At 53.1% G+C, this 15,998-nt stretch carries 11 protein-coding genes and 1 tRNA gene; 5 read left to right on the top strand and 7 right to left on the bottom strand.

Going from position 1 to position 15,998, the window contains the following annotated elements; translation table 11 throughout:
* Window positions 1–200: 200 nt before the first annotated feature.
* Window positions 201–273: transfer RNA gene (locus ACYVHX_RS09795), tRNA-Met, on the bottom strand.
* Between the two features lie 128 nt (window positions 274–401).
* Between ACYVHX_RS09795 and era the strand changes: the two genes are divergently transcribed.
* From era to ACYVHX_RS09775, 4 genes are all read left to right on the top strand, one after another.
* Window positions 402–1,319: a GTPase Era gene (era, locus tag ACYVHX_RS09790; protein WP_460671444.1), complete on the top strand. Its 918-nt coding sequence runs from the start codon at window positions 402–404 to the stop codon at window positions 1,317–1,319.
* Window positions 1,320–1,396: 77 nt separating this feature from the next.
* Window positions 1,397–2,704 (top strand): ribosome biogenesis GTPase Der, encoded by a 1,308-nt coding sequence (der, locus tag ACYVHX_RS09785; protein ID WP_460671443.1) that lies wholly within the window; start codon window positions 1,397–1,399, stop codon window positions 2,702–2,704.
* A complete protein-coding gene (locus tag ACYVHX_RS09780; RefSeq protein WP_460671442.1) occupies window positions 2,704–3,624 on the top strand; it encodes a DMT family transporter in 921 nt (306 codons plus the stop codon). The genes der and ACYVHX_RS09780 overlap by 1 nt, the downstream gene beginning before the upstream one ends.
* Before the next feature lie 171 nt (window positions 3,625–3,795).
* The gene (locus tag ACYVHX_RS09775) at window positions 3,796–4,104 is read left to right on the top strand and encodes an ArsR/SmtB family transcription factor (RefSeq protein WP_460671441.1); all 309 of its coding nucleotides are present in this window, start codon (window positions 3,796–3,798) and stop codon (window positions 4,102–4,104) included.
* Window positions 4,105–4,139: 35 nt separating this feature from the next.
* Here the strand turns inward: ACYVHX_RS09775 and ruvB are convergent, their stop codons facing one another.
* Window positions 4,140–5,168, bottom strand: coding sequence for a Holliday junction branch migration DNA helicase RuvB (gene ruvB, locus ACYVHX_RS09770; protein WP_460671440.1), 1,029 nt, complete (start codon window positions 5,166–5,168; stop codon window positions 4,140–4,142).
* A gap of 112 nt (window positions 5,169–5,280) precedes the next feature.
* Window positions 5,281–9,363 (bottom strand): PKD domain-containing protein, encoded by a 4,083-nt coding sequence (locus ACYVHX_RS09765; RefSeq protein WP_460671439.1) that lies wholly within the window; start codon window positions 9,361–9,363, stop codon window positions 5,281–5,283.
* Between the two features lie 273 nt (window positions 9,364–9,636).
* Here ACYVHX_RS09765 and ACYVHX_RS09760 point away from each other — a divergent pair, with 273 nt between their 5' ends.
* A complete protein-coding gene (locus ACYVHX_RS09760) occupies window positions 9,637–10,671 on the top strand; it encodes a PorP/SprF family type IX secretion system membrane protein (protein WP_460671438.1) in 1,035 nt (344 codons plus the stop codon).
* Between the two features lie 15 nt (window positions 10,672–10,686).
* Here the strand turns inward: ACYVHX_RS09760 and ACYVHX_RS09755 are convergent, their stop codons facing one another.
* The 4 genes from ACYVHX_RS09755 to ACYVHX_RS09740 form a co-directional block, all read right to left on the bottom strand.
* Window positions 10,687–11,946, bottom strand: a complete 1,260-nt coding sequence (locus ACYVHX_RS09755; protein WP_460671437.1) for an aspartate kinase — start codon at window positions 11,944–11,946, stop codon at window positions 10,687–10,689.
* 120 nt (window positions 11,947–12,066) lie between these two features.
* On the bottom strand, window positions 12,067–14,001 hold the full coding sequence (dxs, locus tag ACYVHX_RS09750) for a 1-deoxy-D-xylulose-5-phosphate synthase (RefSeq protein WP_460671436.1): 1,935 nt from the start codon (window positions 13,999–14,001) through the stop codon (window positions 12,067–12,069).
* Window positions 14,002–14,282: 281 nt separating this feature from the next.
* Window positions 14,283–15,203, bottom strand: coding sequence for a rhomboid family intramembrane serine protease (locus ACYVHX_RS09745; RefSeq protein WP_460671435.1), 921 nt, complete (start codon window positions 15,201–15,203; stop codon window positions 14,283–14,285).
* Window positions 15,204–15,206: 3 nt separating this feature from the next.
* The gene (locus tag ACYVHX_RS09740) at window positions 15,207–15,980 is read right to left on the bottom strand and encodes a rhomboid family intramembrane serine protease (RefSeq protein WP_460671637.1); all 774 of its coding nucleotides are present in this window, start codon (window positions 15,978–15,980) and stop codon (window positions 15,207–15,209) included.
* Window positions 15,981–15,998: the final 18 nt, after the last annotated feature.

The raw sequence follows: 15,998 nt of genomic DNA, 5'->3' as shown, positions 1-15,998 counted from the left end.
TCAGTTTGTTCTCCTGGCCGACCTACGATGCAGCGGGGGTGTTCGGGCGATCAGGAGACCCGGTTTTCGGTGATCTGGATTGGCGCGGCAAAAAAACCGTATTCCTGATTTGGTTCGTGAGGCAAATTACGTTCAAATCAGGAACAAGCGACGGCTGAAAACGAAAAAGACCACACAATTGTGTGGCCTGTCTTTCGGAGTAGCGGGAGCTGGACTCGAACCAGCGACCTTTGGGTTATGAGCCCAACGAGCTACCAACTGCTCCATCCCGCGATGTTTGGACTGCAAAGGTACGAGCTATTTGATAAAAAACAATTACCTTTGCAAAAAATTTAACCCCTCCCGCTAAAATTTATAGCCCGGAGGGGAGTTTTTTTCTGTACCCGTTGGTTATCAAGTCCATGAATAGTTCTACTGAAACGTATGCCCCGGACCATAAAGCCGGTTATGTCAGTATTGTCGGCAAACCCAATGTGGGCAAATCGACGCTGATGAACCAACTGGTGGGCGAGCGGTTGTCGATTATCACCTCCAAAGCGCAAACCACCCGCCACCGCATCATGGGCATCCTGAACGGCGTGCACAACGGGCAGGAGTTTCAACTGGTCTATTCGGATACCCCTGGCATCATCAAACCGCAATACCGCCTGCACGAATCCATGATGAGCTTCGTGCGCGGTTCGCTCGAAGATGCCGATGTAATTTTGTTTGTGACCGACATTTTCGAAAAACACGACGAAGATGACGTGATCGAACGCTTGCAGAAGACCCAGACCCCGGTTTTGCTGCTGATCAATAAAATTGATCTGGCAACTCCGGAGCAAATCGCTGAGAAAATTCAGTATTGGCAGGAGAATTTCAAGGCTGAATCGATCCTCCCGATTTCGGCACTCAATGCGCAAAACATCGGCCCGCTGTTTGAAGCCATTGTAAACCGCTTACCGGTGCACCCACCCTATTTCCCGAAGGATGAGTTGACCGACCGGCCCGAGCGGTTTTTTGCCTCTGAAATTATTCGTGAGAAAATCTTCCTGAATTACAAAAAAGAGGTTCCTTACAGTTGCGAAGTGGTGATTACCGGTTTTAAGGAAAAAGAAGACATCATTGTCGTCCAGTCCGAAATTCTGGTGGAACGGGCCACCCAACGGGCGATTCTGCTGGGCGAAGGTGGTAAAATGATTAAAAAAACGGGTATCATGGCCCGCGAAGAACTGGAACGCTTCTTCGGTAAAAAGGTGTTCCTTGAACAATATGTAAAAGTTGAACCCGACTGGCGCAGCAAAGAACGTGCGTTGAAACGGTTTGGATATGAGGAATAACGGTACAGGGCGAAGCGGACGAAAAGAGCTTTCTTCTTCTCCCTCCCTCCTTTGTTTCCCCTCCTCTTTTTTAAATTATGGCAAATATTGTAGCAATTGTGGGCCGCCCGAATGTCGGGAAATCGACGCTGTTTAACCGGTTGGTAGAGCAGCGCCAGGCCATTATGGATAACCAGCCGGGCGTAACGCGCGACCGGCATTACGGCTATGCCGACTGGACCGAGAAATACTTTACGGTGATCGACACCGGCGGTTACGTGGTCGGTTCCGATGACGTTTTTGAAGAGTCGATCCGCGAACAGGTGCAGATTGCCATCGACGAAGCATCGGTGGTTTTGTTTATGGTGGACGCCATGGCCGGTTTGACCGATCTGGACAAGGACTTCGCTGATGTGCTGCGCCGGTCGAAAAAACCGGTTTTTGTGGTGGCCAACAAATCCGAAACCGTCATGCGCCAGAATCTGGTTGGCGAATTTTACGCGCTGGGTCTGGGCGATCCGTTTCCGATTTCGTCCATCACGGGTACAGGAACCGGTGATCTGCTGGACGAAGTTGTGAAGCATTTCCCTTCTTCGGGTGTCGAAGATCCAAATGCCGGTATTCCAAGGATCGCCATTCTGGGCCGTCCGAACGTTGGAAAATCATCGTTTCTGAATGTGCTGATTGGCGAAGAACGCAGCATTGTAACCGACATTGCCGGAACCACGCGCGATGCCATTGATACGCGCTACAAGGCTTTCGGCAAAGATTTTATTCTGACCGACACCGCCGGTATTCGGCGCAAAGCGCGCGTGAAAGACAACATTGAGTTCTACTCGGTTATGCGCTCCCTGAAGGCGCTCGAAGAGTCGGATGTGGTCATTGTGATGCTGGACGCCACGCGGGGTCTGGAAGCGCAGGACATGAACATTATCGGACAGGCGGTGCGGGCCAAAAAGGGCGTCGTTCTGATGGTAAACAAATGGGATGCCATCGAAAAGGATACCAAAACCGCCGATGTGTGGAAAAAGGAGATCGTTCAGCGCATGGCGCCGATTGATTACCTGCCGGTTGTTTTTGCTTCGGTGCTGGAAAAGCAGCGGATTTTTCAGGTAATGGAAAAGGCAATGGAAGTGTACGGGAATAAGAGCATGAAAATTCCGACTTCAAAGCTGAATGATGCCATGCAGCCGGAAATTACGGCCTATCCGCCACCCGCCACGAAGGGAAAGATGATCAAAATCAAGTACATGATTCAGTTGCCAACGCCCTCGCCCACGTTCGTGTTCTTCAGCAACTTGCCGCAATACATCAAAGAACCGTATAGCCGGTATCTGGAGAATAAACTTCGTGAACATTTTAGCTTTGAAGGGGCGCCGATTACGCTATTTTTCAGACAAAAATAATGGGGACGGTCCCAACGACATCAAACCGGATACGATACTGGATTGGAGCGCTGCTGGTTTTTCTGGCAGCGTTTTGTTTTGCTCTCAAAGGGGTTTTAATCAAACTGGCCTACCAGTACCGGATCGATACCATCTCGCTGCTGACCCTGCGAATGGTTTTTGCCCTCCCGTTTTACGTTGCCATTGCGTTCTACCTGACACGGCGACTCCCGCCCGCCGGGCTTTCGGCCACCAACTGGCTGAAACTCGGTATGCTGGGCATTACCGGCTACTACATCGCCAGTTTTCTAAATTTTCTGGGACTGGTGTACATCACGGCGAGTCTGGAACGGATTTTACTGTTTGTTTATCCCACGTTTGTGCTGCTACTCGGAATGATCCTCTACGGCCGGAAAGTCAACCGATTGCAAATCTTGGCCCTGCTGCTCACCTACGCCGGAATTGTCGTTGCGTTTGTCCCCAATATCAATTCGGGCCAGCAGAAAGACGTTTTTCTGGGCGCGTTCTGGGTCGTTTTGAGCGGCCTAGTTTACGCGGTTTATCTGGTGGGCAGCGACAGCATGATTGCCCGGGTTGGCGCGCAGCGGTATACCTGTTACGCCATGATCACCGCGACGGCCGTAACCGTGTTGCATTGCGCGCTCGTCAACGGACTGAACCTGTTTCATTACCCGGCGCCGGTTTACTGGCTGGCCTTGGTGATGGCGGTTTTGGTAACCGTGATTCCCACCTTCATGATCGCGGAAGGAATCAAGCGCATCGGCTCCGGTAACGCGTCGATTGTGGCCAGCATTGGTCCGATTTTTACCATCGTGCTGGCCACCACCTTTCTGGATGAAACCATTTCATTTTCTCAGTTTGGGGGTACTTTGCTGGTGCTGTTCGGGGTATTCCTGATCGGCTGGAAAGGGCGGAAGTGAGGGCGGTTTTTTGGCCGGCTAAGGGGCCGAAACAGGCTCAAATAAGGGCGTTTGTTACCGTTTGATTTAAATACATTAACATATCAACTTCAGCGCCCGTATTTTTTTGGAGAATCTATATAAATAGTTAAATTTCAGTTACTTTACAATCTCTAAAACGCACAAAGAATCATGACGAAAGACACGCTAACGACCGATGAGAAAAAGATTGAGCGGGCAGCCTATGTATTAAAGGCCGTCGCTCATCCGCTGCGAATCAAAATCATTCAGATGCTGAATGAGCAGAAAGAACTGAATGTATCAACCATTTATAAGAATCTCAACGCCGAGCAGTCTCTGATCTCCCACCACCTGATTAACATGCGCGACAAGGGAATCCTCGAAATTCGCAGAAGTGGCAAGAACATCTATTATTTTCTGGTAGACGGCTCCATCGCCGAAATCATCGACTGCATCTACCGCAGCAAAATCATGGCCTAACAAAAAAGGAAGCCGGCGGCTTCCTTTTTTGTTTTCTAGGAGAACAACTCCCCATCCCGATACACGGGCACAACACCCAGGTGTCGGTACGCTTTTTCCGTGGCCTCCCGCCCGCGCGACGTACGTTTCAGATAGCCTTCCTGAATCAGGAACGGTTCGTAAACTTCCTCAATCGTTTCGGCTTCGTCGCCACAGGCGGTTGCGATCGTCGACAGACCGACCGGACCGCCTTTGAATTTATCAATGATCGTCGTCAGAATCCGGTTATCCATCTCATCCAGCCCATTCTGATCCACATCAAGCGCCCGAAGCGCCACTTCGGCAATATCAACCGTGATGATGCCCTTGCCTTTCACCTGCGCGAAGTCGCGCGTCCGACGGAGCAGGTTGTTGGCAATCCGCGGGGTTCCGCGGCTCCGGCGGGCAATCTCGTAGGCCCCGTCATCTTCGATAGGCGTTGCCAGAATGGCCGACGACCGTTTGACAATGGAGGTCAGCAATTCCGCATCGTAATACTCCAGCCGGGAATTGATTCCAAACCGGGCCCGCAACGGTGACGTCAGCAAACCGGCCCGGGTGGTCGCACCGATGAGGGTAAAGGGATTCAGCTTAATCTGAACCGTCCGCGCATTGGGTCCCGAATCGAGCATGATGTCGATTTTGTAATCTTCCATCGCCGAATACAGGTATTCTTCGACCACCGGATTGAGCCGGTGGATTTCGTCGATGAACAACACATCTTTTTCCTGCAGGTTGGTTAGCAAACCGGCCAGATCGCTTGGTTTGTCGAGCACCGGCCCCGAGGTCATTTTGATGTTGGCATTCAACTCATTGGCAATGATGTGCGAGAGGGTGGTTTTTCCCAAACCCGGAGGGCCGTGAAGCAGGACGTGGTCCAGGGCCTCTCCGCGCTGGAGCGCAGCCTGCACAAAAACCCGCAGGTTTTCCAGTACTTTGGCCTGTCCCGTAAAGTCTTCAAACGACAGCGGCCGGAGCGCGCGTTCGATCTCCTTCTCGGTCGCCGTCATCCCCTCATTGGTACCTTTCAGAATATCTTTCCGCATGGTTCTTTGAATGAAAGCATTTGCTGTTTACAACAAAAAACAAATCTGATTTTCAGCCACTTACAAGAGTGCTGATTTCATTCAAATATACGAAATTCCGGGCACATTACCGCTATCGCACCAACAGAATCGAACCGCGTTTTACCACGTTGGGCCGGTCCGGATAATAGAAGCTTTTGAAGTTGACAATGTACGGATAGACCATCGACGGATACGCCTGCCCGCGGTATTTTCCGTCCCATTTTTGTTCAGGATCATTCGACACGAAGATCACTTCACCCCAGCGGTTGAAGATTCGCAACTCGAAATCGGTTACGTACGAAGTGAACACATCCAGCAGGTCGTTGTTGCCATCGCCGTTGGGCGTGAACGCATCGGGAATCACGACCCGCGGTTCGCATTTATCCACGACGACGGCCGTATCTAGGGCGGCACAGCCGTTGGCTCCGGTTACGCGAATGGCATAGCGTCCGATTTCCAAAACCGTAATCCGGGGGGTCGAATCGCCCGAATGAGGCCAGAAGTACGTGAGATCACTGCCGCCCGACACCTGCAAAACCGCCTTTCCGTTATCGCCGACGCACAACGGCACTTCTTTGGTCAGGCTGAAATTCGGCAGGGGCAGGAAGGTCAGTTTCACCTCATCGGTCACCGTACAGGCCCCGGAGGTCGCGACAACCGAATACGTCCCCGAAACCGTGGGGTTAATGGATGGCGTGGTGGCCCCCGTCGACCACTGGATGGTCGCCCCTGGCGACGCTATCACTTCCAGCCGGAGATCCGGTCTCGGACACAGGGTCGTGTCCGGTCCCAGGCTAACCGTTGGCGGAACCTGGACAAACACAATCTTGCGGTCGGAAGCAATGCAACCGCCCTGCGAGGCCGAATAGGTCAGGACGATGGGATTGATCCCGGCCAGGCTGTCCGCCGGAGTAAACCGCCCGGTGCTATCGACGCCCCGCCCCGTCCAGAAACCGCCTAAGGGTGTCGCGCCACTCAGCGTCACAACCGGCGCATTGGCGCACACTTCCAGCGGGAGACCGGCTTCCACGACCGGTTTTGGGTTGAAGCTCACCACGACCTCATCCGAACCCTGGCAACCCGAAATCGGATTGCGAACCGTCAGCCGGTAGGGCCCGGCCGTGGTGGCATTGATGGAGGGCGTGTTCTGACCGGTATTCCACTGGTAGATATCGCCGGGAGTCTGCACCAGAGAAGACAGCACAATCGTGTCGCCAATGCATTTGCCGCGATCCGGCCCCAGCGAAACAAAACCGGTGGTATCGACCGGCACCCGAATGTTGCTCAAGGTATCCAGACACCCCCCAGCATCGCGCGCTTCAAGGCTGTAAACTCCGCCGTTGATCCCGGTCAGGCCCGAGCCATTGCCCACGATGGTTCCGGCGGTATCCCGCCAGATAAACTCCGTCGGACGTCCCCGCACCACCGTCAGTCGGATGGAACCGCTTTGCGGCACCGTACACAACGCCGTCTGCGGAGTAGCCTGAACCTCGATGCTGTTGTTGGAACGCAGCGTAAGCGTTGTATCGACGGTACAGGCGTTATCGCTGATGATCCGAACCGTATATTCACCATCCCGAATGCCTTGCAGCAGGGCACTGGTGTCGCCGACCGACTGGCCACCCAGACTCCATTCGTAGCGCCGAACCGTAGCCGACCCAACGCTCAGCCGAATGCTGCCATCGGCGGTGGTACAGCCGGTGGGGGGTGTCATAAACGCCGTAATAGACGGTTTCGGCAACGCAATGACGGCTACCGTATCGGTATTTGCACACCCATTCAGGTCCTTGACAATAACCGAGTACTGCCCGGCCTGCGTAATCGTGGTTTCGCGGGTTGTCGCCCCATTGCTCCACTGGAAACTTTCCCAGGCGTTTCCGCGAGCGGTCAGCGTTAGCGAACCATTCAGGCATAGGGTGGTATCCGGACCAAGCGTGAAGTTGGGTGGCGTCCGCAAGGAAACGTTGATGGTGTCAGTCTGAAAACAACCGCCGTTAGCCGCAATGACAACGAATTGCCCGGGAGGAATCCCATTGTACCCCGGCCGGCCCGGGGTTGTCACGGTCAACGTTCGCTCGTTGTACCCTCGTATCAAGCGCCCGTTTCGGATCCATAAGTAAAGACTGGCTTCCACCTTGGCGTCGAGCGTAACAGTGTTGGCGCAGGTATCGATTCGGGCGGGTAAATTAATGGGATCAGGCGTCCGGACAATGGTTACATCCTGCGTAATGGTCGTATCCTTACAAACACTGCCATCCGAACGTAGGGTGACAATGTGCAAACTGACCGAATACGTGCCGGGCTCGTTGTACGTGTGCGTAGCCTGGGTCGCTGTCGAGCTAAACGGCGCGCTGCTGTCGCCCCAGTTCCAGGTATAATTATCTTTCAAGGGCGGACACATGGGCGTGGCCGTAAACTGCGTGGGCGAACCGGCGCAGGTGTCGGCATACGAAAAACCGGGTGAGCTGGACGGTTCGTTGAAATTGGCGACCATGTTGGGTAAGCCCAACTGGCTCGTCGGGCCGTTCAGGTTGACGCCATTGGGGTCAAACGTAGCCGGTGCCAGCAGTTCATCGTTTGGATTCTCGATCACGCCCAGGCTGGTGCCGTCTTTGATTGCGACGTAAATCCGGCCATCGGAGCCCACCTGTAAGGCCCCGTACTCCCGCGTTTTGGTACTGTCCAAAACCGTCCTGGACGCTTCTATGGCCTCCCTGTCCGGATTGGTCAGGTCATAAATCAGAATCTGGGACGCATTGGCGGTGTCGCCCTGCAAAGTCACGTAAAGCTTGGAGCCATCCGGTGAAAACTCGACCCCGTAGGCTTTCGGCGGGGCGGGGCCAATGTCAATCTGGGTTCCTCCGGACATCACGCCGGTCGAATCATTGAACGTAAAGACTTCTACGTAGTTGGTTGGCGGACCGGGCACCACCACTGCGACCGGGCGGTTTCCGTTGCCGGTCGTATCCGCCGGACCGATTTTCATGTACCCCTCCCCTTTCGTCGTGGTGTCGTGGGGCATCCCGAGCGCGTATTCTTCCGGCCCTTCAACCCCGCCTTTCGTGACGTGGTAAATCTGAAACTTGTTGTTACCGTAATCGTGAGAAATCACCCAGTAGGTGGTATCGCGGTCGTTCCGAACCGACGCCAGCCGCTCGGTCACCAGCGTGTCAACCAGCGTATTTTTTTCGACAATGGCCCCGGTTCCCTGGTTATACCGCATATCGACCGTGCTGACGCTGAGGATTTTCTGGCCGTTGATTTCGGAAGTCGTGTATACCTTATAGAGGTATTCGCAACCCCGGCAGGTGGGCTGCGGCACAATCAGCGCCGACTGCGTCGAATTTTCACTGCCCTGCAACTGCGCCGTATCCGCCGGGTTGAGCGGTTTCATCAGGTTGCCGTTTTTGTCGTAAATATTGATCCCGCCGGTGTAGAACAACAACTGGCCTTTGGTGTTGGAAATGGACGAAGAACCTTCGATGGTATTCAGTTTCCCGTCGTCCAGGGCCGTGGGACTTCCGCCCGAAAAATCGACGCCGGCGTTGTTGCCAAAATACCACTTAACGCCTTGCTGCTGAGGCCGCTGCCCGCAGACCTGCACGTTGATTTTGTCCTCCACCGAACAAACCTTCTGCTTGTCGGCCTGCGTTCCAATCCAGACTTCGACGGAGTAACAGCCCGCGCTATCGACCTGGATGGTCTGCGTGGTGTCGCCTTTCGGATACCAGAGAAAGCTGGCACCCGCCGGAGCACCGTTTGGATACGGATTGAGCGTAATTTTTTGCCCGTTACACAACATCGTATCCGTCCGCCAGTTCTGAAACTGGGTCGGCGGAAGACCGATGGTTATTTGTTTACTAGTGGCGGGTAAAACCGTACCGTCCTGCAACGTTCGGGTTAGCGTAACCGTGTAAGTGCCGGGATTATTGTAAGAGTGCTTGGGTTTGGCGACCGAAGACGTATCGGACCCCGAACCGGGATCGCCAAAATTCCAGACGCGGGACCGCACATTCGGAACCGTGTCTTCAAACATAACGCCGGTATCGCACGTCGGATCCGGAATGCAAAGTTTGCCGCTTACTTTAATTCCCGACGGTCCGGCGGTTTGCGCCCGGGCCATGCCGATAAACAGCCCCCAACACAGAAGCATCCACCCCAGCCGTCGTACCATTCCTGTATAGGTTGTCATTCGCTGCTAATAATAATCTAGTACCTCGTCTGACCCGGTTTTGTTGCGTTCCGTTGCTTTTATCGGTGCAAAACCGGGCAAATTGTAAACGAAATGGCGGCTATAAAAATTTTATAGGTTACCGTTCATAGATTTCAGCATTGTCAGCTACCTTTATCTGACTCGTCAAGTGCAATTTTACACCAAAAAAACGTTTATGTTATTAGTGTTTTGCCACAACCATTTTGGCAGGTTGTTTGCACTAAAGATACAGCTATGTTAAAACGTTACGTATTTCTGCTCCTGGGGTTGCTGATGGTTGGAACAGCCTGGGCGCAGGACCCGCAATTTTCGCAGTTCTACGCGGCTCCCATGTACCTGAATCCGGCCTTTGCGGGTTCGGCGCTGGCACCGCGTGTGATGGTTAACTACCGCAACCAGTGGCCCGCCGTAACGAACTACGTCACATCGATGGTCAGTGTCGACCACTTTTTCGAGCGCTACAACAGCGGAGTGGGCCTGATGATTCAGAACGACAACCAGGGCCAGGGCCGCATTCGTTCCACCGATATTGGCCTGCAATATTCCTACCAGATTCAACTGGCCGAGCAGACGTTCGTGCGTCTGGGCGTGCAGGGTTCGTACGTCAACCGTTCCATCAACTGGTTTGGCCTCACGTTCGGCGATCAATACAACAATGGCGGTTTTACCGGCAATCCCACCACGGATCCGGTGGTTTCGCAGGGTACGCCCAAAATTTCGTACCTGGACTTTTCAACGGGCGGTTTGCTGTATTCCGACTGGTACTGGATTGGGGTGGCAGCTCACCACCTGAGCCGCCCGAATCAGGGCGTTTTTGTGCTGAGCGACGAAAGCCGGCTGCCGCTGAAAGGAAGCGTCCACGCCGGTTTGCGAATTCCGTTTGCCGGTTTTACGGGGCTGGGCGACGAATGGGATCGTGAAAAAACGATTTCGCCCGCCGTCAACTACCGGTTTCAGGGCAAATACGATCAGTTGGACCTGGGGGTTTACATGACCTATTCGCCGATGGTGGTGGGGCTTTGGTACCGGGGTTTACCCTTGAAAAAATATGCGCCCAACGTGACCAACCGCGAATCCCTGATTGCGCTGGTCGGTTTTCGTCAGGATGCGTTTTCGATCGGCTACAGTTACGACGCCACCATTTCGTCCCTCGGCCCCGGCAGTGGAGGAGCACACGAAATTTCGCTGTCGTATACCTTCGATAACTGGCCTCCGGGCAAACCCAAAAACCGCAACGCCCGCAAACAGCTTTCCTGTCCGAAATTCTGACCTACCTACAGTACGTCAGCCGAGATCTTTCACCACCAGTTGGACGGTATACCGGCTTTTCTGCTCGACCAGCAGCGTTTTATTGACCAGCACCCGGTTGATGGTTTCCTCATCATAATGCCGGATCGTAACCAGTTCCAGGCCGTCGTTGTAGTTGATCTGGAAGTCTTCCTGCAAACCCGTCAGCAGGCGACTGAGCCGCTCGGTGCGATAATCGACCACCACTGAAAAGCTGATGGCGGTATTTTGCATCAGGTTAATCTTGACGCCCTGCTCCGCAAACTGGCCGAAGATTTTGCTCAGATTCTCTTCGGCGATAAACGAAAAGTCCTTGGAGTGAAAGGAAATCAGCGTCTGATCGTTCTTGAAAATAAAGGAAGGAACGGGCAGACTTTGCCGGGAAGTCCCGATCACGGTTCCGGGGTTCTGGGGTTGCAAAAACGAACGCACGTGCAACGGAATCTGCCGGTTCTGCAACGGCTTGATGGTTTTCGGATGGATCACCTTGGCTCCGTAATAGGCTAATTCAATGGCATCCTGATAGGTCAACTGGTCAATCTTGACGGTTTCATCGAACCACTTCGGGTCGGCATTCAAAACCCCCGGCACATCCTTCCAGATCGTCACGCTTTCGGCTTTCAGGCAATGGGCAAAGATGGCGGCCGTATAATCGGAGCCGTCACGGCCCAGCGTAGTCGTTTGACCTTCGCCGGTGCTGCCAATAAATCCCTGGGTAATGACGATATTATTTTCCAGCAGTTCGGCCAGCGAATCCGTAATGTATTCGCAGGTTTGGTCCCAATCGACTTTTCCTTCCCGGTAACTATCGTCCGTCCGGACCAACCGCCGGGCATCAACCCAGAACGAATCCAGTCCGGTCTGATTCAGGTAAGCATTGACCAGCCGGGTGGCCAGCAACTCCCCATATGAAACGAGTTGATCGTAGATCTGGTCGGCATGCGCTCCCGGTTCCTGGTTCAGAATGGATTCCATGTCGGCAAAAAGCTCAAAAACCGGCGAAAAAACCGGCGACTCCGGTTCCGTTAATTCACTGACTGCCTGTTCGTGATAAGCCCGAATGCGCTGCCAGATCAGAGACGTGTCGGCCTGTCGGCGCAGATACGCCCACGTCAGTTGCTCCAGCGCGTCGGTAATGTCACCCATCGCCGAAACCACCACTACCAGTCGGTTTGGGTGCTGTCGAATGATTTCGGCCACATTACGAATACCCTGCGCGTCTTTCACCGACGCTCCGCCGAATTTATATACCTGCATGTTTTACCGTGTGAAATGAAGAAACGCGGTCCGGTCATGGATGCCCGGAGCGATGCGTTGGCTCAGCGCCCGCTCTCCCCGATCCAAATGACTCGACCGCGCTCTTTTGATGGCCTAAAATCAGGCGGTTACGGCCCGCTCCGTATAAATCAGCTCCCGAACCGCCTGGGCAATTCCCTGCGGGTCGAAACCGCATTCCCGGTGCAGATCGATTTGTTCGCCGTGTTCGATTATGGCATCCGGAATACCCAGACGCTTGACCCGGGCCATGTACCCATGATCGGTCATAAATTCCAGCACCGCACTGCCAAAACCGCCCATCAGGCAGCCGTCTTCCACCGTGAGCACTTTATCATAGCGCCGGAAGATTTCGTGCAGCATCGTTTCGTCGAGCGGTTTTACAAAGCGCATGTCGTAGTGCGCCGGCTGAATCATTTCTTTTTCGAGCAGTTCGCAGGCCGTCACCCCGTAGTTTCCGATGGGCCCAATCGTCAGAATGGCCACCTCTTTCCCGTCCCGGATTTTACGGCCTTTCCCCACTTCGATTTCTTCCAGTGGCGTTTTCCAGTTGGGCATCACGCCCTCGCCCCGGGGATACCGGATCGTAAAGGCCTGTTTCCCCTGCTGAATGGTATCCGATTGCGCCGTAAACATCAGGTTGCGCAATTCCTGCTCATTCATCGGGCTCGACACGATCATGTTCGGGACGCAGCGCATAAACGACAGGTCGTAGGCGCCGTGGTGCGTGGGGCCGTCGGCGCCGGCAAAACCGGACCGGTCGAGGCAGAACACAACCGGTAATTCCTGAATGCACACGTCATGAATAACCTGATCGTAGGCGCGTTGCATGAAGGTGGAGTAGATGTTGCAAAAAACCACCTGCCCCTGCGTCGCCATCCCCGCCGAGAACGTTACAGCGTGCTGTTCGGCAATTCCTACGTCAAAAGCCCGGTCGGGAATGGCCTTCATCATGATGTTCATCGAGGAGCCCGAGGGCATGGCGGGCGTTACGCCCACAATTTTTTCGTTTACTTCAGCCAGTTCAACCAGCGTATGACCAAACACATCCTGGTACTTGGGCGGTTGCGGACTGTCGTATACTTTCTTCTTGATCTCGCCGGTCACCTTGTCAAACAAACCGGGTGCGTGCCACTTGGTCTGGTCTTTTTCGGCGGGGCCGTATCCTTTGCCTTTCACCGTGAGGCAGTGCAGCAATTTCGGACCGGGAATGTCCTTCAGGTCGTTCATTACACTAACCAGATGATCGATATCGTGGCCGTCGATCGGGCCAAAATACCGCAGGTGCAATGATTCGAACAGATTGCTTTGTTTCAGGAGCGATGCCTTCAGCCCGGTTTCAATTTTGGAAACAATGTCCTGCGCGCTTTTGCCGAAATTGCTCATCTTGCCCAACAGGTTCCAGACTTCGTCCTTTACTTTGTTGTAAGTCGGCGAGGTGGTAATATCGGTCAGGTATTCGCGCAACGCCCCCACGTTGGGGTCGATGGACATGCAGTTGTCGTTCAGAATGATCAGCAAATCCGCTTCCGTCGATCCGGCGTGGTTCATGCCTTCAAAGGCCAGGCCGGCCGTCATGGCGCCGTCGCCGATCACGGCAATGTGATGCCGCTTCGGATTGTTTTGCAGTTGCGAAGCTACCGCCATACCCAAAGCCGCCGAAATCGAGGTGGATGAGTGACCAACGCCAAAGGAATCATACGGACTTTCCTTGCGTTTTGGAAAACCGGACAGTCCCTTGTAAAACCGGTTGGTGTGAAATTCTTCCCGCCGGCCGGTCAGGATTTTGTGGCCATAGGCTTGGTGTCCAACGTCCCAGACCAATTGATCATCCGGCGTATTGAAAACATAGTGAAGGGCAACCGTCAGTTCGACTACACCCAAACTGGCGCCAAAATGGCCTCCGTAAACCGAGACATTATCGACAATAAATTGACGGAGTTCAGCACAGACTTGGGGGAGTTGCGTTTGGTCCAGATTCCGAAGATCGTCTGGAGTGTCAATCCTGGCGAGCAGCTTGCCGGGTGTGATCAACATAGCGGGTGGTTGTATAAATTGTTTTTCATAAACATCCTGTGTTAACAAACTGTTTCACAGGAAGCAGTTATGAAAAGAGTACCGGGCAAAAGTACAAAAAAAATAGTAATCGTTTAGGCCATTTGGTAATTCTCGGCAAATGAATAGCCGGTCTTGCCGTAGGCTTAAAAAGCACGTCCAAACAGAAGTTTAGCGTGCTTTTTACAAAATTCTCAGACAACTTCTTCTCCTCCCTACCGAAAGCGAATAAAAACCTTCGCAAGAAAAATACAATTCATTTGTCAGCCACGCTGGCTGGCTCTAAATAGTTTCTGTTTTTCTTCGCGTGTCAGGCTTTCGTACCCCGAACGGGAAATCTTATCCAGAATGGCGTCGATCTCGTCCTGATCCGGCATGGCAACCGCCGACGGAGACGAAGGAGCCGCGAAAGAACCGGCGCTCATGTTGGCACTGCTCCGCTGCCGGTAGGATACCTTGACAGGCGGTTTTTTCCGAAACAAGCTCTGCCAGCCGTCCATGACCCAGTAAATAGGCTGGCCCAGATCCGTGCCGCTTTGCAGCATTTTAATGAACAGAAAACCGACTAACGCACCACCCAGGTGGGAGAGTTCGCCCCCGGCATTCGGGCCGATCGACCGCGCCAGCGACAGAACAATGTAGAAGAAAGCAATGTATTTGATCCGTACAGGACCTAAAAACAGCAGATGGAAGGTATAATTGGGCAGCAGCGTTGAAGCGCCGACCGCGACGGAAAAGGCAGCCGCCGAAGCGCCCCACATCCGGGATTCGCTCACCTGCGCGTGAAAGTACGGCAACAGATTATAAATCGCCATGTAGGCCAGACCACCGGCCAGACCACCCAGCATGTACAAGGCCACCAGCCGCCGGTTTCCCAGGTATTCGTCGATCAGACGCCCGAACCAGTACAGAAAAAGCATGTTGAACAGGATATGAAAAACGTCTTCGTGCGTAAAGAAGTACGTAATCATGGTCCAGGGCTTCGTGATGAAGGTACCCAGCGCAGCCGGTAACCGCAATTGATCGACAATCAGGGTATAGACGGCTGACATTTCCGCCAGCGTCAGGATGACTTTCAGAATCAAAAGCAGCAAAAAGACAATGGTATTAACAAGAATTAACTGCACCAACGTGTTGTTGGGCTTGTTGAATTCGCTCCGGAAGTCATCTAACAGTCCACTCATCACTCAATAAAAATTATTTCGTTGCTTCCCCCAATATTTTACCAAAATAAAAGCAAACAGCATACCGCCAATATGCGCAAAATGGGCCACGTTGTCGGACTGTGCCCGGTAAATACCGGAATATAGTTCATACGCGCCGTAAAACGCCACCAAATACTTGGCTTTGATGGGAATGGGCGGAAATAACAGGAAAAGTTCGGTATTTGGGAATAATAATCCAAATGCCATCAATATTCCAAAAATGGCTCCCGACGCGCCTACCATCGGAATGGCTAATTGCTGTTCGTAATACTGATTGACCAGTTGTACGGACCCCCGTACATACGAGGGATCCGTGGGATTCTCTTCAAAAACCCGCAAAAAATTATCACCCTGACTTAAAAGGCCTTCATCCGACAAAAAGAGCTCCAGCGTCGTCGGGCTGGGGTTGCTTTGAAAGGCCACTACCTTATCTCGTAACTGGCTGGCTTCAAAATAGTTTATACCCGAAAATAATAAACCGGCGCCAATACCGGTAATAAAATAAAAAATGGTAAATCGTTTGCTTCCCCAAACCCGTTCAAGCATCGGGCCAAAGAAAAACAAGCCCAGCATGTTGCTAAATATGTGTCCGAAATCCGCATGCAGGAACATGTAGGATACAAACTGGTGGGGGGCAAAAGCCGGCGACAGAACAGAGTATAATCCAAACATTCTGATCAGGTCGATTCCCGACATTTTGACAAGAAACAGACCGACATTAACAAGCAGGAGCGTCCTGACAACCGGCGTAAGCATCATAAAGTTGTAACGTTT

The organism is Larkinella ripae, assembly GCF_054780775.1.
The sequence above is the reverse complement of the archived record's forward strand: the minus strand, read 5'-3'. Positions and strand labels throughout refer to the sequence as shown.

Excerpts from the sequence above, each read along its gene's own strand:
- der (WP_460671443.1), top strand. The coding sequence starts at position 1,397 with ATGGCAAATATTGTAGCAATTGTGGGCCGCCCGAATGTCGGGAAATCG.
- ACYVHX_RS09755 (WP_460671437.1), bottom strand. The coding sequence starts at position 11,946 with ATGCAGGTATATAAATTCGGCGGAGCGTCGGTGAAAGACGCGCAGGGT.
- dxs (WP_460671436.1), bottom strand. The coding sequence starts at position 14,001 with ATGTTGATCACACCCGGCAAGCTGCTCGCCAGGATTGACACTCCAGAC.
- ACYVHX_RS09745 (WP_460671435.1), bottom strand. The coding sequence starts at position 15,203 with ATGAGTGGACTGTTAGATGACTTCCGGAGCGAATTCAACAAGCCCAAC.
- era (WP_460671444.1), top strand. The coding sequence starts at position 402 with ATGAATAGTTCTACTGAAACGTATGCCCCGGACCATAAAGCCGGTTAT.
- ACYVHX_RS09780 (WP_460671442.1), top strand. The coding sequence starts at position 2,704 with ATGGGGACGGTCCCAACGACATCAAACCGGATACGATACTGGATTGGA.
- ruvB (WP_460671440.1), bottom strand. The coding sequence starts at position 5,168 with ATGCGGAAAGATATTCTGAAAGGTACCAATGAGGGGATGACGGCGACC.
- ACYVHX_RS09765 (WP_460671439.1), bottom strand. The coding sequence starts at position 9,363 with ATGGTACGACGGCTGGGGTGGATGCTTCTGTGTTGGGGGCTGTTTATC.
- ACYVHX_RS09740 (WP_460671637.1), bottom strand. The coding sequence starts at position 15,980 with ATGCTTACGCCGGTTGTCAGGACGCTCCTGCTTGTTAATGTCGGTCTG.
- ACYVHX_RS09760 (WP_460671438.1), top strand. The coding sequence starts at position 9,637 with ATGTTAAAACGTTACGTATTTCTGCTCCTGGGGTTGCTGATGGTTGGA.
- ACYVHX_RS09775 (WP_460671441.1), top strand. The coding sequence starts at position 3,796 with ATGACGAAAGACACGCTAACGACCGATGAGAAAAAGATTGAGCGGGCA.